Annotated in this window: 22 protein-coding genes; 3 read left to right on the forward strand and 19 right to left on the reverse strand. The window is 39.7% G+C overall.

The window, feature by feature from the left end:
- Positions 1-12: 12 nt before the first annotated feature.
- The 5 genes from WKT03_RS10470 to WKT03_RS10490 all read right to left on the reverse strand — a co-directional run bounded on the left by WKT03_RS10470 (position 13) and on the right by WKT03_RS10490 (position 6,225).
- Positions 13-840, reverse strand: a complete 828-nt coding sequence (locus WKT03_RS10470; RefSeq protein ID WP_186847383.1) for a zeta toxin family protein — start codon at positions 838-840, stop codon at positions 13-15.
- 116 nt (positions 841-956) lie between these two features.
- Positions 957-3,134 (reverse strand): alpha-galactosidase, encoded by a 2,178-nt coding sequence (locus WKT03_RS10475; protein WP_340391888.1) that lies wholly within the window; start codon positions 3,132-3,134, stop codon positions 957-959.
- 15 nt (positions 3,135-3,149) lie between these two features.
- Positions 3,150-4,034 carry a carbohydrate ABC transporter permease gene (locus WKT03_RS10480; RefSeq protein ID WP_008399819.1) on the reverse strand — a complete coding sequence of 295 codons (885 nt, stop codon included), beginning with the start codon at positions 4,032-4,034 and terminating at the stop codon, positions 3,150-3,152.
- Positions 4,031-4,939, reverse strand: a complete 909-nt coding sequence (locus WKT03_RS10485) for a carbohydrate ABC transporter permease (protein ID WP_021943320.1) — start codon at positions 4,937-4,939, stop codon at positions 4,031-4,033. The genes WKT03_RS10480 and WKT03_RS10485 overlap by 4 nt, the downstream gene beginning before the upstream one ends.
- 2 nt (positions 4,940-4,941) lie before the next feature.
- Positions 4,942-6,225: an ABC transporter substrate-binding protein gene (locus WKT03_RS10490; protein WP_262530075.1), complete on the reverse strand. Its 1,284-nt coding sequence runs from the start codon at positions 6,223-6,225 to the stop codon at positions 4,942-4,944.
- A gap of 212 nt (positions 6,226-6,437) precedes the next feature.
- Here WKT03_RS10490 and WKT03_RS10495 point away from each other — a divergent pair, with 212 nt between their 5' ends.
- Complete coding sequence (locus WKT03_RS10495; RefSeq protein ID WP_021943318.1) at positions 6,438-7,280, forward strand: AraC family transcriptional regulator; 843 nt, start codon at positions 6,438-6,440, stop codon at positions 7,278-7,280.
- A 164-nt stretch (positions 7,281-7,444) separates the two neighbouring features.
- Here the strand turns inward: WKT03_RS10495 and WKT03_RS10500 are convergent, their stop codons facing one another.
- The 5 genes from WKT03_RS10500 to WKT03_RS10520 form a co-directional block, all read right to left on the reverse strand.
- Positions 7,445-8,866, reverse strand: coding sequence for a M56 family metallopeptidase (locus WKT03_RS10500; protein ID WP_021943317.1), 1,422 nt, complete (start codon positions 8,864-8,866; stop codon positions 7,445-7,447).
- On the reverse strand, positions 8,859-9,224 hold the full coding sequence (locus WKT03_RS10505; RefSeq protein ID WP_119962490.1) for a BlaI/MecI/CopY family transcriptional regulator: 366 nt from the start codon (positions 9,222-9,224) through the stop codon (positions 8,859-8,861). The genes WKT03_RS10500 and WKT03_RS10505 overlap by 8 nt, the downstream gene beginning before the upstream one ends.
- 175 nt (positions 9,225-9,399) lie before the next feature.
- Positions 9,400-10,911, reverse strand: coding sequence for a DUF975 family protein (locus tag WKT03_RS10510; protein ID WP_340391894.1), 1,512 nt, complete (start codon positions 10,909-10,911; stop codon positions 9,400-9,402).
- A 26-nt stretch (positions 10,912-10,937) separates the two neighbouring features.
- Positions 10,938-11,108 carry a hypothetical protein gene (locus WKT03_RS10515; RefSeq protein WP_021943314.1) on the reverse strand — a complete coding sequence of 57 codons (171 nt, stop codon included), beginning with the start codon at positions 11,106-11,108 and terminating at the stop codon, positions 10,938-10,940.
- Between the two features lie 126 nt (positions 11,109-11,234).
- Positions 11,235-11,489 carry a heavy-metal-associated domain-containing protein gene (locus WKT03_RS10520; protein WP_117785594.1) on the reverse strand — a complete coding sequence of 85 codons (255 nt, stop codon included), beginning with the start codon at positions 11,487-11,489 and terminating at the stop codon, positions 11,235-11,237.
- Between the two features lie 450 nt (positions 11,490-11,939).
- Here WKT03_RS10520 and WKT03_RS10525 point away from each other — a divergent pair, with 450 nt between their 5' ends.
- Positions 11,940-12,746 carry a LytR/AlgR family response regulator transcription factor gene (locus WKT03_RS10525; RefSeq protein ID WP_340391896.1) on the forward strand — a complete coding sequence of 269 codons (807 nt, stop codon included), beginning with the start codon at positions 11,940-11,942 and terminating at the stop codon, positions 12,744-12,746.
- On the opposite strand, the gene mutY is transcribed toward WKT03_RS10525, so the two are convergent.
- The 7 genes from mutY to metF form a co-directional block, all read right to left on the reverse strand.
- Entirely contained in the window at positions 12,729-13,826 is a 1,098-nt protein-coding gene (gene mutY / locus WKT03_RS10530) for an A/G-specific adenine glycosylase (protein ID WP_021943311.1), read from the reverse strand. The genes WKT03_RS10525 and mutY overlap by 18 nt on opposite strands.
- Before the next feature lie 89 nt (positions 13,827-13,915).
- Complete coding sequence (locus WKT03_RS10535) at positions 13,916-14,956, reverse strand: nucleotidyl transferase AbiEii/AbiGii toxin family protein (protein ID WP_021943310.1); 1,041 nt, start codon at positions 14,954-14,956, stop codon at positions 13,916-13,918.
- Positions 14,957-14,964: 8 nt separating this feature from the next.
- Entirely contained in the window at positions 14,965-15,687 is a 723-nt protein-coding gene (locus WKT03_RS10540) for a DUF6577 family protein (protein WP_262530077.1), read from the reverse strand.
- Positions 15,688-15,901: 214 nt separating this feature from the next.
- Complete coding sequence (locus WKT03_RS10545; protein ID WP_008399828.1) at positions 15,902-16,141, reverse strand: hypothetical protein; 240 nt, start codon at positions 16,139-16,141, stop codon at positions 15,902-15,904.
- Positions 16,142-16,147: 6 nt separating this feature from the next.
- Complete coding sequence (locus WKT03_RS10550; RefSeq protein WP_021943307.1) at positions 16,148-16,774, reverse strand: metallophosphoesterase; 627 nt, start codon at positions 16,772-16,774, stop codon at positions 16,148-16,150.
- A gap of 73 nt (positions 16,775-16,847) precedes the next feature.
- Positions 16,848-17,822 carry a choloylglycine hydrolase gene (gene bsh / locus WKT03_RS10555; RefSeq protein WP_021943306.1) on the reverse strand — a complete coding sequence of 325 codons (975 nt, stop codon included), beginning with the start codon at positions 17,820-17,822 and terminating at the stop codon, positions 16,848-16,850.
- Positions 17,823-18,448: 626 nt separating this feature from the next.
- Positions 18,449-19,318 (reverse strand): methylenetetrahydrofolate reductase [NAD(P)H], encoded by an 870-nt coding sequence (gene metF / locus WKT03_RS10560; RefSeq protein WP_021943305.1) that lies wholly within the window; start codon positions 19,316-19,318, stop codon positions 18,449-18,451.
- Positions 19,319-19,547: 229 nt separating this feature from the next.
- Between metF and WKT03_RS10565 the strand changes: the two genes are divergently transcribed.
- The gene (locus tag WKT03_RS10565; protein ID WP_021943304.1) at positions 19,548-20,870 is read left to right on the forward strand and encodes a sodium-dependent transporter; all 1,323 of its coding nucleotides are present in this window, start codon (positions 19,548-19,550) and stop codon (positions 20,868-20,870) included.
- A 237-nt stretch (positions 20,871-21,107) separates the two neighbouring features.
- On the opposite strand, the gene WKT03_RS10570 is transcribed toward WKT03_RS10565, so the two are convergent.
- Positions 21,108-21,398 (reverse strand): hypothetical protein, encoded by a 291-nt coding sequence (locus WKT03_RS10570; RefSeq protein WP_021943303.1) that lies wholly within the window; start codon positions 21,396-21,398, stop codon positions 21,108-21,110.
- A 45-nt stretch (positions 21,399-21,443) separates the two neighbouring features.
- Complete coding sequence (locus WKT03_RS10575; RefSeq protein WP_021943302.1) at positions 21,444-22,331, reverse strand: phosphatidylserine decarboxylase; 888 nt, start codon at positions 22,329-22,331, stop codon at positions 21,444-21,446.
- Positions 22,332-22,337: the final 6 nt, after the last annotated feature.

The following is a 22,337-nucleotide window of genomic DNA, read 5'->3' on the forward strand; positions in this document are numbered from 1 at the left end:
CCTGTTCACTTACTATTCCGTATAAATCCTGCCATGCATATCCTGAATGATATCTGCCCGATCCAATCCATCATTAATCTTCTTCTGCTCAATTCTTAATACTCTGGCTACAAAGGGACTGTCAATGGCAGTGTCACGATTCCTCTTCTTTCGGTTTTCAAGTGTTTCTTCCGGCGTACTGATCAATACAACAGATACATCCACCCCCTGCAGGTATGCACTGTTTCCATGTGTCCATTCAAGGATCAGAATATCTGTATCTGATACATCCCTGCGATCATACCAGATATCATCCGGGGTTCTTCCCATATGACGTAGCAGCAGTTGTGAGGTTCCTCCATGAAACTGCATGAGAAGATTCGATATAGCTTCATAATCCAGTTCCTGATCCGTACCCAGATAGTCTGTAAGAGCCTTGTCTCCATACTTCTGATATATGGATAACCACTGCATGTCCTCTTGTTCTTCTGCATCCCTTCCGGCTTTTTGAAGCTCTAATAATTTTTCTTTTATTTCATCTGTATATAGCCTTTCAGTTATAAGTCCATTTAACCCGGACATACGAAATCTCGCAATTCGTTCTGCATCATTATACATGGGAATCCGATGCGGATAATTGTCCCCGCTTATAATAAGTGATTTCTTCCCCTGTTTTTCAAACATATTTTGAAGTAAGAAAGCCATTCCGGTCTTACCAACACCAGAACCTCCGGATACCGATATGACTGTTTTTTTCTCTTTTCTTTCTTCTGTTTTTTTCCGGATCAACGGAAATAACCGTTCTGCGTTTTTGATCTGTTCCTGTGCCAGATCCGATACTGTAATTTCTTTCGTATCCATCTGTCCGTCACCTCATTTCTGATCATCTTATATATCTTTTACTTTATTGTTTTTGCCAAACTCCCCGATCTCTGCAAACAGAAACCGGGGAGTCCTATTTATTTATTTATTTATTCTTATTCTACTGCATCAAGCAGGATCTGATAGCTTGGATAATTACCGGATACTATCGTAAACGGCATACCGAGCTCCATCAAAGCAGCTCCTGAATAAACAGTACCTGTTTTCTTATCCCGATAGGAACGTTCCGGCGCAAGCCCTCTCAATCGAATATAAAATACAGGATGATTACCATGTGTATTTAATAAAACAGCACCTACAACTGCATGTTTTTTTTCTTCATCGACAGACATCCATGCTCCATATTCCGCCTCAAACGGATTACTTAATCTGTAATAATCCCCTTTTAAAATAACCGGTGCTGCTTCATGATAGGTTTTGATCTGTTCACGGACTGCCGTCTTATCTTCCTCAGATAACTTTCCAAGATTCAGTTCATATCCGAATGCACCTGTCATGGCAACCACACCTCTGGTCTTCATGTCCGTCACTCTGCCGGTCTGATGATTCGGCACCGCAGATACGTGGGCTCCCATCGTTGATAAAGGATAAGCAAACGATGTACCATACTGGATACGGATACGATCAACTGCATCTGTATTATCACTGCACCATATCTGTGGTGTATAATACAACATACCCATATCAAACCTTCCGCCACCGCCGGAGCAGCCTTCCCATAACATATCCGGAAATGCCTGCGTCAGGCGTTCCAGCAGGTCATATACACCAAGCATATAGTCATACATTACATTTCCCTGCCATACCATACTGTCGGAATATATATCACATAAGCTTCGATTCATATCCCATTTCACATAATTGATATCGCCCTGCCTGAGGACAGCTGCAATCTGTTCATAGATATGATCCACCACCTCCGGATTTGCAAAATCAAGTACAAGCTGATTTCTGCCGTGTACCGGATGTTTACCGGGAACCTGAATTGCCCACTCCGGATGTTTTCTGTAAAGATCACTGTTTTCTGAAACCATCTCCGGCTCTATCCAGATACCAAACTGAACACCTTTGTCATGAACCCGTTTTGTCAGCTCCGTAAGAGAACAGCCCAGTTTATCTTCATTTACAATCCAGTCACCAAGGGATGAATTATCATCATCTCTTGTGCCAAACCAGCCATCATCCATGACCAGAAGCTCCACACCAAGTGCTGCAGCCTGCTCCGCAAGATTAACGATCGCTTCACCATTAAAATCAAAATAACAGGCTTCCCAGCTATTTACAAGAACCGGACGGATCTGATTTTTATATTTCCCGCGACAGATATGCTCTCTCACCAAATGATGCATCTGATTGGATAGCTGTTCCATTCCATACGCTGAATATGACAAAACTGCTTCCGGGGCATAAAATGTCTGCTCCGGCTTTAATTGATAGGAAAAGAAATCCTCCTGAAGACCCATAACCAGACGGATCTGATCAAACTGATCTAATTCTACGCTTCCTTCAAAACTTCCACTGTACACCAGTGATATACCATAACAGGCTCCGGCGGTCTCTGTTGTGCCGTGTTCCGCAAGGATCATATATGGATTATACTGATGTCCGGACGTACCACGATTACTTCCGATCACCTGTCTGCCATGTGTTACCGGTGTTCGCTGCATATTCCGTTCCATTGCATGCCGTCCATAAAATGTCAGTACATCATAATCTCCATACAAAAGATCAAGACATGCGCTGGAAAGCTTCTCCAGATAGATTTCATTCTTTCCGACATTTGTAACTTTTACACTTCTGGTTATTACATCGCAGTCAGGTAATACGCCATATGATAATGTTACCTCTACACCGACTCTTTCGTCCTTCAGATATATGCACAGAGTCTGTGCAGCTTCAGAATGTGCTGCCGGAAGTCCCGGGAGATCATACTTACCATCCTGAATCTGATATCCTGTATAGCGAAGATCAAGTGCCATACAGCCATTTGCTTCACGGATCTTTCCTGCCGTTGTTCTGTAATCACCGGTTCCAAGAACAGGGAATTCCTGAGGAAGTGCATCCAGGGAATAAGTACGATCGTTTCCAAGATCATATGGATTTCCTGAAAAACCTCGATCATAGTAAGTCAGTATATAATCCATTTCCGAATCCAAGCGTTTTCCGTAATACAGATGAAGCAAATAATCATGTGTATCGGCCATCATCTGATAAGTGGTATGTTCCGTATGGAGAGAAAATATTCTTTTCTCTTTGTTATATATAATAGCCATAAATTAAGTCTCCTTTTATTTTACTGCTCCGTTTGCCACACCTGATATGATCTGTTTCTGACAAATAATGTAGAAGATCAGAATCGGAAGTAACGCTAACAGATAAGATGCAAAAGCCAGATTGTAATTTGTTCCAAACTGAGTCTGGAAATTCAGCTGCGCAAGCGGAAGTGTATTCTGATCACCGGACATAATTACAAGCGGTGTCATAACGTCATTCCATGTGCCAAGGGCTGTAAGGATCGCAACCGTTGCATGCATTGGTTTCATATTCGGGAAGATGATCTTCCAGTAAGTCGTCCATGTAGTGGCTCCGTCAACACAGGCTGCCTCTTCCAGTTCAAGCGGAAGATTATTCAGATATCCTGCATATAACATTGTGTTCATTGGAAGATAAAATACTGTATAAAGTAATACCACACCAATCATATTTGCCAATCCCATTTTTGCTGTCTGTTTTACGAGCGGCATCATCAAAATAGCAAATGGCACGAACATACCACTGACAAGATAAAGATAAATTCCATTATAGATCCGATTCTTTTTCTTGCTTCGTCCAAGTACATAACCGATCAGGGAATGTATTACGATCGATAATGCGATAGTTGCCAGTGTGATAAATAAACTGTTACCGAGAGAATGCCAGAAATCTGTTACCTCCATAGCTTCCTTAAAATTACTCAGACTCCAGTGCTGTGGAAGAGATAAGATTCCATGGATATCATTTGTCATCTCAGACGGCTGCTTAAATGCGATCATAACCGTCATATATAATGGGAACAGGATGGTTACAAGACCAAGGATCAACAGAATCGTAACCCCGATATTATATCGTTCTTTTCCTGTCTTAATCCCCTTTTCTTTATATTCTTTTCTGATCTGTCTCTGCGATTTTTTCATAACTGTTCCTCCTTCTTACCCAGGAAACGCATCTGTAATACAGATATCACTACGATTACTATAAAGAATACGACTGCATTTGCACTCTGGAATCCAAACTGTCCGCCACTCATACCATTGTTGTAGATCAGGTAGGAAATGGATTCTGTGCTCTGCGCAGGACCACCCTTTGTCAACGACATGATCTGGTCAAATACCATCAGGAAGTTCTTCATACAAAGGACTACATTAATTGTAAAAAACGGAAGGATCAGTGGGAATGTCAGATAACGGAATTTTGCAAATCCGGTTGCCCCATCTAAAGATCCTGCTTCGTATACATCTTCCGGAACTGTCTGAAGACCGGATATATAAATGATCGTATTCATTGCGATCGACTGCCATGCACATACTACTGCGATTGCAAGCCAGGCCGTTTTAGAACTTGCCAGCATACTGTTTCCCTCAAAACCAAGCATGATTGCAATCTGTGGCAGAATATAAGTAAAGAAATAGTTAAAAATATAACCAACAACCAGACCGCCTAAGATATTGGGCAGGAAATACAGTCCACGAAGACCGCTCTTAAAACGAATCTTGCTGTTTAATGCCATCGCAAGGATCAGGCTGACAACATTTACGATGATCGTTGTTACTATAGCCAGCTTAAATGTAAACAGATAGGATGAACCAACTCTGGCATCATGAAAAAGATCAATATAGTTTCGAAAACCAACCCACTCATAGCTGCCATACCCACGGAAATTGGTAAAGCTGTAAATCGCACCCTGAATCAAAGGCAATGTGTTGAATGTAAAGAACAATGCTACGATAGGAATTGTGATCAACATAAATGTTCTGGATTTCCCGGACATTTTCTTTTTCTTTTTAGCAAACTTCATATCTTCTGTCTTTTTTGTATCCATTTCTATTCCTCCTCTCCGGAATGCTCCTGCTCATATTTGCGAACCTTTGTGATCAGGTCACGATTGTACCGTTTCCATTCCGTATCAAATTTCTTCAAAAACGCTTCTGTATCTCCATCTAACAGATAAGTCTGAATCAATGCATCTACTGCCATCTCAGATGGATAAAAATGATCCTGATAATCAGTCACGATTCCGTTGTCCAGATATTCCTGCATACCGTCTAACATAGATGCAAGCTTGAAATCACCTTTCTTACAAGGTACTGCGTTCTGATTGTCTATATAGTCCTGTACATTTTCATCCTCTAACAGGAAACGGAGGACTTCATAGGCTGCTTCCTTATTCGGACAGTCTTCCATCACGCAGAACTGAAGATCTACACCGGATGTCAGAACCATGTCATCCTTATTGTTAGAAGCCGGGAATACAAATGAATCAATATTGATATCCGGATTTACTGACTGGATCTGTGGTACAGCATAGCTTCCGATCATATACATTGCTGACTCACCTTTTGCAAATGCTGTACAAGCATCATTATAAGAATATGCAACCGGATTGGCTTCTCCATACTGAAGCAGGGTTTTCATTTCTTCCGCAACCTGAACATACTGATCGGAAAATGTCGTTTCTCCCTTATTAACATCCTTACATACGGTCGAAGATGTCAATGAAGCTACTGCACTGTTCCATGGAGAAAGACAGGTCCATGTATCCTTGTAGCCCATATAAAACGGAAGAATTCCTTCTGCTTTAATCTCATCACATAATGCAAGAAGCTCATCCCATGTTTCCGGGATCGTCCATCCATGCTCCTCAAACATATCCCGGTTGTACAGGATACCGGCAGCATTTGCCACATATGGAACACTGTATGTTCCTTCTGTTGGAATAAATTTCAGATTCTCACAGATCGTCAGATAATTTTCCTTTATATCTGCCAGTCCATCAAAATCAGAAATATCCATCAACATATCGGCATCAATAAAATTCGAATAATTGATGTCACCGCCAATACCAATGATATCCGGATTATCTTCACGAACAAATCTGGTCTTCAACACCGTCATTGCATCGTTCGGAGAACTGATCTTCAATTCAATATCATCATGACTGGCATTAAACCGTTCCTCAACTTCTTCAAAATAAGAGGTTGCTTCCGGCTTGTACTGTACCAGTTCGATCACTGTTTTTCCGTCTTTATTATTCTTGCCACACCCCGCCAGTAAGCAGAAACCAGTCATCATTGTAAGTACAAATAATAGTTTTTTCCCTTTTAGCATAAATACATTTCTCCCTTCTTTTATAATATGCTTTTTTAAGTTATTTTCATTCTAACATATCATAATGCTTGTTAAAATATCGTAATAATTCCATTTTTATACCAAAATGCATTATTTTTGTCTCACTATTGCATTTATCTAGCATTTTGGTATATAGTAAAAAACAGTAGAGTTTATATTGTGTATTTGTTCTAATTTTGGGAGGTTTTTTTATGCATGAATACCTTTTTTCTATATTTCCAAATGAGAAATTTATAGATCTTGGACTATACCAGTACGGATGGGAACGCTGTGCACCGGCCCATCAGTTCGGTCCGGCTGCCAGAACCCACTATCTGTTTCATTATGTCATCTCCGGAACCGGACTTTTAATGGCACAGGACAAAAAAGGAGAGACTAGAAATTATTCGATCAAAAGCGGACAGGGCTTTCTTCTGTATCCGGGACAGATCAGCACCTATATCGCAGATGAGACAAACCCATGGGAATATACCTGGCTGGAATTTGATGGATTACGGGTAAAAGAAGCACTGGACATTGCCGGTTTTTCAAAAGACCAGCCCATCTATCATGCTACCTCAAAGGAATACCGGGAAATCATGATGAACGAAATGCTCTATATTGCCAATCACCCAAACGAACCGCCATTTCACCTGATCGGTCATTCCTACCTTTTTCTGGATGCACTCACCCGTTCCACCGCCTCTACCCAGATGATAAAAACCGGTAAAATGAGCGATTACTATATAAAAGAAGCAATCAACTTCGTAGAGCAGAATTTTCCTTATGACATCTCTATCGAAGATATAGCTGCCTGTTGCGGCATCAACCGCAGCTATCTGGGAAAGATATTTCATGATTCCATTGGCAAAACGCCACAGGAATTCCTGATAAATTATCGGATGTCCAAAGCAACAGAGTTGCTGAAAATGACTAAATTATCAATTGCAGATATAGGAAATGCAGTCGGCTATCCAAACCAACTGCATTTCTCAAGAGCTTTTAAAAATATATATGGTGTCTCCCCAAAAAACTGGCGGGACCAGAATCACTAATATAAAAAATCCCCTCTTAAACTTCCCGGTTGCTTTCTTCTGGCAGCTTTTACTACGGTCCATTTCTCCGACTGATCTTCCGCATGCTTTTTCTGAAATAATAAACGCTGGATTTACTTAACTATATTGTCAAGTAAATCCAGCCTCTTTCTTATATCACTTTATTATTTAAATATAGTATAAACTGTTTTCTTTCCCCCCTTTTCTATATTCAACTCCAAATCCTTATATAATCCAGTTCCACCAATAACATATGACCAATATATTTTTCTATCATTATATAAATATATGCCACCAATACTATTATCTTCATCTTCTAGATTTTTTTCAAAATGAAACATATTAGTTACAATCACTGCATTATCATATTGCCTAATTTTGTTTTTTCCCATATCATATACATATTGATTTTTTCCCGATAAAATATATAATTTTCTTCCATTCTGCTCTGCATACACCTGTATAGCATTTTCTCCTTGTATCTGTGAAACCAATCCCATCTCTGAAAAAGTTATATATCTATATATATTAGAATTTTGAATATCATATATATATATTCCATGGTAATCATAAAACTCTACATAGTTATCATCTGCATATATAAATTTAGGCAAATCACTTCCTATTATATTCTCTCCTATCTGCTGCATCTCTTCTTTATAATTTTCCAACTGATAAAAACATGCCCCAGTTACCAATATAGCACAGCAACAAACCAATATTAAAATAGTAATTTTCTTAGATTTTTTTTTGTTAATTCCTATATCTTTCACCCTCTTTTTTATAGCTTTTTTTGAAAAACCAAGTATATATTTAAATGAATCTCTTTCATAGGTTCCACTATAAAATTGAATCAGTGAATAGGCATACTTTTTTCTTTCATTCAATGTTGCATTTCTCAATGCTTGTTCATCACATGCACATTCTATATCTTGAAGCATCACAATATACACTATCCACGCCAAAGGATTATACCAATTTAACATCAATGCTATATAATATAAAAAAACAACCAAATAATCTCGCCGTTGAATATGTGTCTGCTCATGACATATTATTACTTTTTTTATGTCATCAGGTAAATTGTTTGGCAGATAAATACATGGTTTCAGTAAGCCTATTACACATGCTCCTGTAGAGTCTTTCCATTCTCTGACATTGTTATAATTTTCTAATAATCTAGCCCCTCTTCCTTTTTTATAAACCAATATACACTGTATTATGTAATAAAATCCCATGATTCCTATTCCTATGTACCATATACATTCACTTTTTCTTACATAACGATCATTACTATTTTTATTGCTTAATTCATTATTTTCCTGATCTACATTTAAATTATCTGTAGTAGATTTGATGTCTATTGTTCTGCTCTCATGATTTACTACTTCATAAACTGGATCACTCACTCCCCAGTCAGTTTCTAAAGATACTGGAAAAAGCAATCTAAATAATAAAATTATCCAAATGAAACAAATTTGTACATTAGATTTTTTACGAAACAACCATCTTATTAACAAAAATATCACTATGATAATTGTTGTTGAAAGAAACGAGCCAACATAAAATCGAAAAATATCAGTCATCCAAATTCTCCTTATATTCAGCAATTATGTGTTCTAATTCATCTATATCTTCTTTACTAAGTTTTTTTTCATGTGCAAAAGCAACAAAAAAATCCGGCAATGAATTTTTAAAATATTTTTTTATCACTTTTCTTTTTTCTTGATTTTCATATTCTTTTTTTGAAACTAATATTTGAAGTACTGTAGAATCGTTTTTAATCATACCTTTTTTTTCTAGCTTTTTTAACATCGTATAAGTTGTTGATTTTTTCCATGCAAACTTAGTCATACATATATTAACTAACTCCATAGATGTTAAATTTTGTTTTTCCCAGATTACTACCATCAATCTATACTCCATTTCCGTTAATGTTTCCATTATCTTCCTCCAGTCTATATTATATAGACCAGTCTACATCACATAGACCGTCATGTCAATTATAAAACAAAAAAACATCTATCCTTTTCCATGATAATTCTTTAGCTATTAATTATGTAATATTACTATAGCTAAACAACTATTTATAATAAAAAAGATACATGTTTTTTCCTTACTAATTATAAGTTCCACCTACGCCGGATCCGGCATTGAAGCCAAATAACGCACAGCAAATCAAGTCGATGATAAAGGCTGTGCTTAAGACAGCGCAGATCAGGATCTGTGTTTTCCGGCTCTTCTTATGCATAAAGCGGCCGAGCTTCGGCGCCGCGATATAGACACCGAACAGACTTCCGATGCCAAATGCAAGTAAGCCGACCAGACAGATCCTTCCATTTAAATTCAGGAAGAATTTCTTATAATTCCAGTAGTGGGAATTAAAGAAGAAATCCAGGATCCAGCTTGCGATATATTCGAGCACGCCACAGATACCCATAGACATCAAGAATAATTTCAATTTATCTGCCTTAAACCGGTCTAACAGGAAGATGATAACGACACCTCCGACACCATAGATTGGAAGCCACGGTCCATACATTGTTCCACGATTTACAAGCTCATGATCTCTGACGATATGGAGCATAACCTCCCACACCCAGCCGACAAAACAGAATGAGAAGAAGAAAAAGATGAAATCCGTCAACCGGTATTCACTCTTGATCTTGATTCCCTTTGGTACTTCTACTGCTGCATCCTGCAAGAGATATACCGGCACAGCAGTTTCTATACCTTTATAGTATGGTGCTCCGTCAAATGCACGCTCAACAAATGCTTCACTGTCTATTCTCTTTCTAAGATGAAAATACATCTCCACGTCGATCTCTACATCAAACGGTACTGCTACTAACAGACCGGCAATCGGAACAAGCTTTAACAGCATAACAGGAATGCATGACAGATCTGTTACGAACATCTTCCATTTGTATCCATTTGTCATTTCTTTGGATAAAGCTTTTGCCTCTTTCCAGCTAAGTGTCTGATTCTCTGCGACCAGATACGGAATCATCCGGTACTGATAGAATTTGTATATACCACCGACGATCGTAAGATTCCATAAGAACAGAACCACCTTATATACGAACATCGTCCAGATCAATCTCAATAAATGTTTAAAATGAAATGGTGCAAACATACGGTTGATTGATACTTTATCACTGTACCGGCACTCCATCGCATACCGATTCTTTCCAACGATGGCTGCACTCTGAATAAAGAAATGCACGATCATCATAATAAATGCGGATAATAGAAGTGCAATGATCACTTCTCCGGTATTACGTTCCAGATAGGCGGCATTTGCGCCTAACAGCTTAATGATCCATGTCTGACTCTTGGAAGCAACATCGATCAGTCCGATCACAAAATCCGAATGTATAAACGGAACATCCTTTACAATCGGTGTATTTACAGCATAGTCTTTTAAGATTTCCACGTTACTTGCTACATGCGAAGTATCCAGTCCGATTGCCTTGTCAATCCCATTTACAAATGTCGACTGTGCAAATTCATCGACACCTAAAAATGCAAAGATGAAGCAGACTGCAACCAGTGCAAGCCACGCCATCGTTCCACGCTTAAACACCGTGTTCCACGCGCCTTTTCTCAGTTCTTTTCGATTCCAGTTCATATTCTTATGCTCTCCTCCAGCTCTGCTTACTGTATAATCTCATACTGTAACAGCTCGTAGTGCAGCTTCGTTCCCTCTGCGATCCCATTCGGCAGCAAGGCTCTTGCAACCAGCTTATCTTCTTCGGAACCATCCAGATTCTGCAGATGCGCATATTCTCCATCAATCTGTTTTACAATATAATCACATACTAACATTTCCATATCTCCTATCAAAAGCGTTAGCCTGATTATACTATCTCTTTCGACAAAATTCTATCTTTATATGCAATTTGAAATTTACAAAAAACTTCTATACAAAACTTCGCAATCAAAATAAACTGCCTACTTTCCAAAATGGAATAAGCCCTTTTTCTCATATGGCTCACTGGTTGCGGAAAGCATCTCATAACCGATATCCTTGATTGCCTTCTTTGCAGCCTCAGTATCGATATTGTCCTCGCTGATGATCACCGTTTCTCCGCTCTTGGCAGAAGAAGTTACCTTTTTTACCTTGAAATTCTTACGGATCAAATCATTCATGTGGGCTTCACACATACCACACATCATGCCATCAATTTTTAAAGTTGTCTTTATCATCTCAATTCCTTCTTTCGTATTTATTATGTCGCATTTAATATATACCCCACAGGGGTATATGTCAATTCTGTTTCTATTATATTGAGAATTAATTATCACTTAATCGTATATTACTTCACAAATCACTTTTTGAAAAATCATGCTGTATAAAAAGGAAAAACCGGCAGTCCCTAATCTGCCGGTCATCACCGATATCCCCACATCGGTCTCACGCTCTTTTCTTTATACTAAATTCCCAAATGCACTGATCTATTATCGATCATAGTCAAATTATATCACCCTGCACCACTTTTTGTACACTAACCAAACGGATAGTATTTGCCATTTATTTCATTTATTTTTATCTTTTTTACCTCTTCTAATCGAATCAAACATACACACACTGTCCAATTTGCGGGTTGTATTTTTATATAGTTCTGATTAAAATAGAAAAAAAGAAAGGAGCACCCCATGACAATTCAGGATTTTGTTTCTCTTTCCGGCGAGATATTGACACAATATTATGACAACAACTTTACGCCATTTCTCGATGCATGCCATGAAGATATTCTGTGGATCGGTCCTGCCGAAAAACAGGTAATTCGCACAAAAAAAGTACTGGTCAACACATTTCTGTCTGAACAGCACAAATTAAAATTTGTTCTTCATGATCTGGTTATTACTCCTCTTGCTACGACCAGCAACCGGGTAGTTGAGATCATTATGTTCTTTATGGTTGATACGATATGGCCTGATAACAGCATGAATCGGGTTAATCAGAGGATTCATCTGTCCTGGATCATGAACAACGGAGTTCCTCAGATTCGGCTCTGCCATATCTCAAATGCTATCTCTTACGATGAACGAGATACCATCTATCCGGTGCATTACGATTCCAAATTCCGCAGAATGCCGCTTGCCGGCGTATCCCGCTCGGAACGTTTGTCGTTTAAGGGTACAGATAAATCTCTGCTTTTTCTGAATCGGAATCAGATCCTGTACATAGAATCCCATGGCAGACACTCCAATATCCATACAACCTCCAATTCCTACGAGATTACAGAAAGTCTGCTTTCTCTGGAAAAACGCTTCCCGGATTATTTCCTGCGTTGCCACCAGAGTTATTTGATCAATCCTGATTTCGCATCATCAATTGAACGTTTTAAACTTACAATGTCCGATGGCTTTGTAATCCCAATCCCGGAAAAGAAATATACTCAGGTAAAACGTCTGCTTCTGGATTTTATTAACGCCCGGTCATCAGACACCGGAATTTAAAAGATCTTTAAACGGTGCAAATGCTGACGGAATCGCAATCTCCTGCTTCAGCTCTTCTAATGTAACCCAACGAAGATCTTTCGCCTGCTGTTCCATACATTCCATATAAAAGGCTTTCATATGCCATTCTACATGGGAAAAAATATGTGTATATGTTGTCTCCATCCAGATTTCTTTTGGGTGGAGATTTTTTGACGTTACATACGAAAGGATCTCCTGTGTGCTGTAGCTTCCGGGAAGATTCGGGAATTCCCACAATCCATGTAACAACCCTTTCTCTGTCCGCTTCCGTATCGCAACCTTATCTTCATACCGAAGCATCAGCACCGCTTTTTCTTCCACCTTCCGTTTCTTCTTTGCTTCACGAACCGGATACTGCTGCCAGGAATCATGCTTATGAGCTTTACACAATTCCTGTAGTGGACACACCTCACATTTTGGCGCACCATTTGGCAGACAGATTGTTGCTCCAACCTCCATCAGACTCTGTGTCAGCATATCGCAATGTCCATACCGGTACACCTGCAGAAGTTCCTCCCGGATTTTCTTCTTTACTGCCTGCTTGTCGATATTTGACGAATCTTCCATCACTCTGGTATATACCCGGAGGACATTTCCGTCCACTGCAGGAGTGGGCAGATCAAAGCAGATCGAGCCGATTGCTCCCGCCGTATATTCTCCGATTCCCGGCAGGCTCAGGATCTCATCGTATTCTGCAGGGAAGTTTCCCTGCCATTCTATCACCACTTCTCCTGCTGCCTTTTTCAGATTTCTTGCACGGTTATAATATCCAAGTCCTTCCCAAAGTTTCATCAGGCGGTCATCATCTACCTCTGCCAGCGCCTCGATCGTCGGAAGCTCCTGCAAAAACGTTCTGTAATATTCTTTTACTGCTTCCACTCTCGTCTGCTGCAGCATGATCTCCGACAACCATACATGATACGGTTCTTTATCTTTTCTCCATGGAAGATCTCTGGCATGTTCCGGATACCATGCGATCAAATTGTCCGCGATCTGCTTATATACATTCTGCATAAACTCATTCCATCCTGTTGCGTTTTTGTATTTTATTTCTATCATTCTATCACAATATCCTGCAAAACAGCATTACCATTTTCTTCCCGTTTCCATTTATTTGCTGCCATCGGATATTGCTCCTCTCGATGTTTTTATTTTTCCAACAATTCTACCGTTTTTACCACATATGCAAATGCTTCTGCATTAAACTTTCGTAATTTTGAGAGCTTCGAATAGTTTGATTTACCTATATTACAATCCAGATATAAATTACAGTCTATAACTTTTTCAAAATTTGATTTTCGCAAAATACAAGCAGCAAGATACATTGTTTTACAGGCAGATTGCACCGCCTTCTCAGCAGAATATCTTTCATCATATATATGTGTGGAAATACTTTTTATTCCTGCCAGATACATTGGATATTCATTACCGATCTGTCCTCTGCCAGCAATACAGGCAGCAGTATCTATTGTATCCATTAATACCTCATTTGCCGATATATCTAACCCTCTATAATTTATCTCCGTTTCAACGATAGCCATATAAGAATTATAAACATCTTCAAAATCATCAAATACATCGATCAACGCAGCTACATCATACATTTGTTTGATTATCTCAAGTTCTTTTCCTATTCCCAATGGTATACCCGTCGTATGTGGCGCAAATGCTGTTAATTTATCACCCAGAATACAATCTACCGATGGCAATACAACTTCTAAATCTTCCCCCTGTGTATTTAAAAGATCATTTTTAATAGGTTTACTTACAATCCTTGCATAATGATTCTCTTCAAAGAGGATATCTAAAAGTATATAAAACAAAGTATCATTTTTCACCGGAGATTTATAATAAAATTTATAGTGTTTCTTTGCGATACCATTTTTTCCAATTCTCTCCTGTTGCACGACTTTCTCAAAAGGAAAGACATCTTTTACTTTCTTCAAATAACTTTCCACATCCGTTCCTTGTGGAACGATTATATCAACATCTGTCGATAATCTTCTTGGATGTTCAAGTAACAACATTAAACTGGTTCCACCCTTAAATATAAACGGCATCTTTACCTTGCAAAGAGCCTCCAGCAAACCAAACGCATAGATGCTTCTCTCTAAAATAAAAGTATCCGTATTTTTATTTTTTCTCAATTCATTTATATGTTCTAATGTATAATTATCCTTTGTAAGCATCCAATCTCCTATACAATCAGTTGTATGTTCGTGTTATCTTTTATAAAATCCCGAATTTCAATTTCTTTATTACGCCTCCGTGCATATCGAAATAACTTTGTTTCATCAATTTTGTACATGGAAAACATATTTTCCAAGGCCTGTGGATAATCAGAAAATGAAAGCATCTGCTTCAATTTTTTATTGGCAAACAAATCAACTACCAGCTTTTCCAGTGAAAGACCATACGCCGAACTTTCCCCTTTCGGAGACTCACTGACAAGACGATCTAGCAATATTGTTTCATATGTTGCATAACGCAATACATCTTCTACACTTGGCTTAAAAAGAATCTTTTTATTTTCAACTATTAACTGATCAAACACAAATTCACATCCTGTATGTTCAACTTCTAAAAAAATATAATTATATCCTACCTGATGATTAAAAAATTCATTCAACCATCGAAGTTCCCATATTCTATAATCCACCAATGGAAATTTCTGCTCCATCTCATCTATTATTTTTTTTGATCTGTCTGTATAGATATTTGTATATTTTTTCAGATGTTCTCCTGATGTACACTTCTTGTATTTATCACGACCAACTCTTTCTATCTCTGACATTCGAATCCAATATTCTATTAATCGCTTCATCTGTCCTTCACGAAACTCCGGTTGTACCTCAATCACAAGCTGCATCAATTCTTTTCTTGATATTATTCCATCAGGTATTCTTATCAATAAATCCATATTTTTCATTCTTCCATACAATCCAATCTGTAATTGGAATCCTCCTTTCCTCTTTTTCTAACCGTTTCATTGTCTCGTTCGGCAAATTTTTATTTTTTTGCCGATATAGTCATTAATAGGATAACATCTTTTATAATAAAAGGCAATGACCAGAGCGGCAAATTTTTATTTTTTTGCCGTTCCGGTCATTTTGATAAGAATAATAATTATACACTTAAAATCTTCTTCCGCCCATGCCACACATAGGCTTTTCTTCTGTCTCCGGTGTTTCTACTACATAATTTGTGCGAAATGCAGCATTTACTTCTGCAATTTCTTTCTTGCCATCAATGTAATCTCTGAAATATTCCATCAAATTCATACCGGAATTCTCACAGCCTTCTTCTTCCTCCCACTGTTTTACAAGTGCAATTCGTTCTGATTTTGTTGTGTCTTTAATTAATGTACTTTTCATCTGAAATTACCTTCCTTTTTTCTTTTTTTCCGGGATCTCGATTCCTCTTGCTTCTAACAGTTCCTTCAATGACTGTGGCTCATAATTCATATACGGTTGCATACAACCGACATTGATCGCCAGGAAATCCTGGTCTTCCTCATGAAGATCCTTGCGTTCATTCAGCCGCTTTATGCAGTCCTGAAAAAACACATCCTCCGGGGATCGGTGTGTATGCCCATACAACAGGATATTCCCTCTATGCTGACCATTCCAGAACAGGATTGGATAATGACAAAGCACCAGCTTATATGCATTTCCTCGAATGTTGTCTGTAATCTCTTTGTAATTACAAACCTCCTCAAATAACTGCCGGAGCCTGTAATCTGACAGATCATCATGGTTCCCATGCACAAGAATCTTATGTCCTTTTAACTGCGCAACGAGTGCAATCAATTCTTCACTTTTTCCCCGCTTACTGAGGTCGCCAAGGATATAGACCGTATCACCATTTGTCACCTTCCGGTTCCATCTGGCAAGCATATCGGTATGCATTTCTTCCAGTGTCTTATAATCTCTCTCATCATATCCGCTTCCGCTGCCTGCAAGCTGACTGGCACAGCAGAAATGCAGATCGCTGATATAATAATTCATTCCGTGTTTTCACCTCGCAATGTCCTTATGACATTTTTCCTCTCACCAGTTTACATTCTACCAAATAGGTATATCAATTCATCCAGTGGATCTGTTCTCCCTGAACCAGTGGATATCTAAAAAGCTCGGAACCGTCCAGATCACAATGGTGCATATCCACACCTGTGATCTGGTGGTTGTCGTATGTTGTATAATAATAAATTCCTTTATCTGCATTACAGCAGGAAGTATAGAGTGTGATCTCATATTTGCCATCTGCCACTTCACAGCATCCACGCTGCTGATCGACCGATCCGAGAATATGGAAGAACTGGCTGATACTCTCTGCCTCGCTGTCACCGGATTTCGAATTCATTTTTGTAAATGCGACCTTCGCAAATCGTGACGCTGACGACAGATCACCCGGCAAACCAAGTGCACCCATGCCCCTGCTGTAAGACTGTAACTGCAGCTGCTCTGCGAAAGTATTTTCCGGCTGCTTCGGAGATAAGCCCTGATAATTATTCAATAAAAACATCTGTGTCTCAAATGGTGGATTGTTCGTGAGAACTCCGACCGGATTCTCATGTATATGCATTCCATCCGCCATACACTCAACTGTGATCGCAGCATTTCGATCTGCTATGATCCAGTGTAACTGTGCCGATGGAAGCTGTTCGCTGAAAGGTGTTCCGACCAGATTCATCCGGTCAAGCAATGCCCGTACCTCGTCCAGATCCGCACACTGTCCAAGTATCCACGGGATAAATTCAAACTGTGCAACATTATCCCTACCAGCTTCTACTGCCTGATAAACTGCATTTCCAACAAAATTAAGTCCCGCCATACCAACACCCTTTTCATTGATCGCATCATAATAAAGCGGATATCCACCTGCCACATGCGCCATGCCAATGATCGCATAATGAGAATACCTCTTTCCCATATGACGAAACTCAAACGGGAACTTTCTCGGTGTCACCGTAATCTCATCCCCATAAGAAAATTCATAATCTAACGTTCTGCCAAAATAAAAATCCTTCGTTTTATACGTCGCTGCTGTACACATCTATAACCATCATCCTTTCCTGTTTTCTCAATTTTGCAATCTTGCACTCATCAAGTTCAAAATTATATTCTTATTATTTTCATATACTACACATGTTACTATTAGCATTCGCATAAAACAATGGTTCAATTATAAAAGAATTATAAAAAGCGGCATTCTTGCAAAAGCATTTCCGTATAACCAGCTATTCACTATAATATAACATCAGCGAGGATTTCGTTATGACATGCACATTGCCAGTAAATGCGAGTGCTTGTATGAGCCGAAGGCGAGTTGCACAGGAGCATTTACGAATCAGGCATGTGCATGGAATAGAAACCACAGCGAGTTATATATAGTGAGTAGCTGATTATACAGAAATGTCTCTGCAAGAATGACGCTTCCAGATTCTATTCTTCCATGTATTCAATATAATCTGTTTCATCCGCAAAAAGCTGGTATCTTCCATCTACATATCCCATATAACCTTCCGTTACAAAATATCCTTTTATCATAATTCCGATCTCCTGTACATTTGTTCTGTCCTATAAAGTTCCGATTTTCTTTGAATTTCCTGTATTTTTATACAGTCAACCCGTTTATGGCTTTATATTACAGTTTTATATGCACAAAAAATCGTACATCTTTTAAACCAGCAAAATATCAGACAGATTTGCCTGAATTCCTGCTGCCACCTCCGGCTTGTTCATGGAATATACATGAATGTGCTTTACGCCATTTGCCAGAAGATCTATGATCTGATCAGTCGCATAAGCAATACCTGCCTGCTTCATTGCAGCTTCGGTATCTCCAAACCGGTCAACAATATTCTTGAAACGTTCTGGCACATTGCAGCCGGATAATTTGACGGCATTTTTCACCTGAACCCGCTTCGTGATCGGCATGATTCCCGGAATCACCGGCACAGCAATCCCTGCTTCTCTGATACGATACATGAAATTAAAGAAAATATTGTTATCAAAAAACATCTGTGTAGTCAGATATTCACATCCCGCTTCCACTTTCTTTTTCAGGTTTGCAATATCATCCTGCTTGTTTGCAGAATCCGGATGAACCTCCGGATAACAAGCTCCGCCCACACAGAAGTCTCCGCTCTCTTTTATTAATTTTACCAGCTCCGATGCGTGAGCAAAATCAGTAAATACCTGTCCATCATAATTCTTTGGAATATCCCCACGAAGTGCCAGGATATTTTCAATCCCTGCATTTTTCATTTCAGAAAGTGCTGTCCGGATGCTGTCTTTATTTGCGCATACACAGGTCAGATGCGCAATCGTCGGAACTCCGTATTTTTCTTGAATCTCATTTGCAAGCTTGATCGTATGTCCTTTTGTGCTGCCACCCGCTCCATATGTAACACTCATATAACTCGGCCGTAATGCCGCAATTCCAAGTGCCGCAGCTTCCACACTTGCAAAATCTGTATCCTTCTTCGGCGGAAAAACCTCAAATGACAATGTTGCTTTCTCCTGCCCTATAATATCTCTTATCTTCATGTATTTCCTCCTGTCATTTCATCTTTTTTGTATATCTGCAGTTGGGATAATTCGTGCATCCCAGAGAATTTTCTCATCCTTTTTCATTATATAAATTCTACGGTAATATGACAATAACAACATTCTTTTCTGCCACACCATGAAAACTTTTGAAAAGTCTGCTGGCGTAATCCCACATTTTCCTGTATAGTATATGGGTATGTAATTTGTTTGGAGGAGTTATCAAAAGATGAAAAAACGTGAATCATTTAACAACAAATGGGGATTTGTCCTCGCCTGTATCGGCTCAGCGGTCGGCATGGGTAATATCTGGATGTTCCCAACCAGAGTATCCCTCTATGGCGGAGGCTCTTATCTGATCCCTTACTTCATATTCGTTATTCTGATCGGATTCACCGGTGTGATCGGCGAAATGAGTTTCGGACGTGCTACCAAATCCGGTCCGGTCGACGCTTTCGGCTATGCCTGTGGAACAAAGGGCAAACGAAAGCTTGGCGAAATTCTTGGATTTATACCGGTACTTGGCGCGCTTGCCATGGCAATCGGCTATACTGTCGTAATGGGCTGGATCTTAAAATATATGATCGGTGCATTTACCGGTTCAACACTTGCACCGGAAAATGTGGAATCCTTTGGTGCCGCATTTGGTTCAACCGCTTCTGCATTCGGCAATAACCTGTGGCAGATCATTGCACTCGCTGTCGGCATTATCATTCTGATGTTTGGTATCGGAAACGGAATCGAAAAGGCAAATAAGATCCTAATGCCTCTGTTCTTTATCCTGTTTATCATTCTTGCGATCTATACCGCCTGCCAGCCGGGTGCTGCCGAAGGATATAAATATATCTTCCGGATCGAGCCAAAGGTTCTCGCCGATCCAAAGACATGGATCTACGCACTTGGCCAGGCATTTTTCTCCCTGTCTGTTGCCGGAAATGGGACACTGATCTATGGCTCTTATCTGCCGGACGAAGAAAATATACCGGAAGCTGCCGAACAGGTTGCTTTATTTGATACGATCGCTGCGTTACTTGCCGCCCTCGTTATCATTCCGGTTATGGCAACGACCGGTGCGCAGTTAGACCAGGGTGGTCCCGGGCTTATGTTCATCTATCTGCCTGCCCTGTTCAAATCTATGCCGGGCGGACGTATCATCGCCATGATCTTCTTCGTTGCAGTATTCTTTGCGGGCTTGTCCTCATTGATCAATCTGTACGAAGCTCCGATCGCAACGATTCAGGAAAAGCTTGGATTAAATCGTAAATTATCCTGTGGGGTGATCGCAGGAATCGGCGTGATCGTATCCATCTGTATTCAGGGAATCGTATCCGGCTGGATGGATGTTCTGTCCATCTATATCTGCCCGCTTGGTGCAGGACTTGCCGGAATCATGTTTTTCTGGGTATGCGGTAAGAAATATGTAGAGGAGCAGGTAAACCTTGGACGTGAAAAGAAGTTCACCGACAAATTTCTGCCAATCTGTAAATATGTCTATTGCCCTATCTGCATTCTGGTTTTAATACTTGGAATCGCATTAGGCGGAATCGGCTAAAACAGGGATAATGCGAGATTCAGATACTTCTATTTATAACAATACCCCTATTGAATAACACACTACGATTTCTGTTCGATGCACATGCCTGATTCGTAAATGCTCCTGTGCAAACTCGCCCTTTGGGCTCAAACATGCACCCGCATTTACTGGCAATGTGCATTCTCACAACGAAATCTCGTTCATGTTATATCAATAGGGGTATTATTATAAATATAAAATATCTGAATCTCGGCATTACTCCTCGTCATTAGGAATGCCATTTGCCAGGTATTCATTCCACTTGGCGTTGTTACGCTCCAGTTCTTTTTTCTGCATGATGCGGTTGCGGTCTGTAAGGATCACGAGCATCTCATCTACGATCTCCTCCATGGGAAGTGTCTGATAATGTGACAAATAGCCGATCATACGACCGGCTGTAAAATCTGTATTCAGATTCTGTGTTATAACCTCGCAGAATTCCACCGGATAGCCCCGGTCAAGCATCATCTGATATAGGTTTTTACTTGCTTCTGATCTTGGTTTCATTTATGATCACCTGACTATTCTTTCGATATATATCTGCATATCCAATTATGCATCCAAATGGTTCGCTGATCGTCCGATCTGCTCTCCCATTTTCACCAGTGTCTCCATTCCTGATCCGGTATGTTCCAATAAATCCCGATCCGGTATCACGACATTCTTCTGTGTCAGCAGAATGATCGTTGAACCGCCGAATTCAAATCGTCCTTTTTCAACACCCTTATGAACAAATCCCAAGCCTTGCTGATTGTTACTGATCTTACCAACCATCAATGCCCCGACTTCCATCTGAAGAAGCGTTCCGAACTGCTCCGTCTTTATCAGACAATACTCCCTGGAATTCATCTTGTAGATCGGACAGACATCATTTGCAACCGGGTTCACCGTATGCAGAATTCCTGCTATCTTACGCTGTCCGGATTTTCTTCCATCTGCTGCATAGCAATACCTGTGATAATCATCTACCGTCAACCGGATCACATAGATATGTCCGTCCAGATATCGCTTAGCCAGCTTCTTGTCCTGCAACAACTGTTCCAATGTATACTCGGTGTGTTTAATAAGAAAATGTCCATTTTCATGGATCTTATACACACTGACCTTTCCATCACTTGGGCTGACCAGCGCATTTGCATCCGGATTAACCGGTCGTTCTTCTGCTCTGATCTTTCGAGTGAAAAAATCATTATATGAATCAAATATCTGTTTCTCATATAAGGACAGATCAATGCCATTCTTCTTTACAAACCCCGGAACTGCCAGTCCTGAAATCCGGGTATCCAAAAATGCCCCGCCTATGCGGGACACTACCGGTGACAGAAAGGGACGGATCAGACACCTCGTCACTGCATGTCCATAGATAAATGCAAGCAGGCGATCCTGACCGGTCTCGCCCTGTCTTTTATGTCCTTTTCGATCTATATATATGATACTCATTTTCTT

This window comes from Coprococcus sp. HCN-4056, from assembly GCF_037892645.1.
Lineage (GTDB): Bacteria > Bacillota > Clostridia > Lachnospirales > Lachnospiraceae > Coprococcus > Coprococcus ammoniilyticus.

Bases quoted from the DNA above. Each gene is read 5' to 3' on its own strand.
- WKT03_RS10470 (WP_186847383.1), bottom strand. From the start codon at position 840: ATGGATACGAAAGAAATTACAGTATCGGATCTGGCACAGGAACAGATC.
- WKT03_RS10475 (WP_340391888.1), bottom strand. From the start codon at position 3,134: ATGGCTATTATATATAACAAAGAGAAAAGAATATTTTCTCTCCATACG.
- WKT03_RS10480 (WP_008399819.1), bottom strand. From the start codon at position 4,034: ATGAAAAAATCGCAGAGACAGATCAGAAAAGAATATAAAGAAAAGGGG.
- WKT03_RS10485 (WP_021943320.1), bottom strand. From the start codon at position 4,939: ATGGATACAAAAAAGACAGAAGATATGAAGTTTGCTAAAAAGAAAAAG.
- WKT03_RS10490 (WP_262530075.1), bottom strand. From the start codon at position 6,225: ATGCTAAAAGGGAAAAAACTATTATTTGTACTTACAATGATGACTGGT.
- WKT03_RS10495 (WP_021943318.1), top strand. From the start codon at position 6,438: ATGCATGAATACCTTTTTTCTATATTTCCAAATGAGAAATTTATAGAT.
- WKT03_RS10500 (WP_021943317.1), bottom strand. From the start codon at position 8,866: ATGACTGATATTTTTCGATTTTATGTTGGCTCGTTTCTTTCAACAACA.
- WKT03_RS10505 (WP_119962490.1), bottom strand. From the start codon at position 9,224: ATGGAAACATTAACGGAAATGGAGTATAGATTGATGGTAGTAATCTGG.
- WKT03_RS10510 (WP_340391894.1), bottom strand. From the start codon at position 10,911: ATGAACTGGAATCGAAAAGAACTGAGAAAAGGCGCGTGGAACACGGTG.
- WKT03_RS10515 (WP_021943314.1), bottom strand. From the start codon at position 11,108: ATGTTAGTATGTGATTATATTGTAAAACAGATTGATGGAGAATATGCG.
- WKT03_RS10520 (WP_117785594.1), bottom strand. From the start codon at position 11,489: ATGATAAAGACAACTTTAAAAATTGATGGCATGATGTGTGGTATGTGT.
- WKT03_RS10525 (WP_340391896.1), top strand. From the start codon at position 11,940: ATGACAATTCAGGATTTTGTTTCTCTTTCCGGCGAGATATTGACACAA.
- mutY (WP_021943311.1), bottom strand. From the start codon at position 13,826: ATGATAGAAATAAAATACAAAAACGCAACAGGATGGAATGAGTTTATG.
- WKT03_RS10535 (WP_021943310.1), bottom strand. From the start codon at position 14,956: ATGCTTACAAAGGATAATTATACATTAGAACATATAAATGAATTGAGA.
- WKT03_RS10540 (WP_262530077.1), bottom strand. From the start codon at position 15,687: ATGGATTTATTGATAAGAATACCTGATGGAATAATATCAAGAAAAGAA.
- WKT03_RS10545 (WP_008399828.1), bottom strand. From the start codon at position 16,141: ATGAAAAGTACATTAATTAAAGACACAACAAAATCAGAACGAATTGCA.
- WKT03_RS10550 (WP_021943307.1), bottom strand. From the start codon at position 16,774: ATGAATTATTATATCAGCGATCTGCATTTCTGCTGTGCCAGTCAGCTT.
- bsh (WP_021943306.1), bottom strand. From the start codon at position 17,822: ATGTGTACAGCAGCGACGTATAAAACGAAGGATTTTTATTTTGGCAGA.
- metF (WP_021943305.1), bottom strand. From the start codon at position 19,318: ATGAAGATAAGAGATATTATAGGGCAGGAGAAAGCAACATTGTCATTT.
- WKT03_RS10565 (WP_021943304.1), top strand. From the start codon at position 19,548: ATGAAAAAACGTGAATCATTTAACAACAAATGGGGATTTGTCCTCGCC.
- WKT03_RS10570 (WP_021943303.1), bottom strand. From the start codon at position 21,398: ATGAAACCAAGATCAGAAGCAAGTAAAAACCTATATCAGATGATGCTT.
- WKT03_RS10575 (WP_021943302.1), bottom strand. From the start codon at position 22,331: ATGAGTATCATATATATAGATCGAAAAGGACATAAAAGACAGGGCGAG.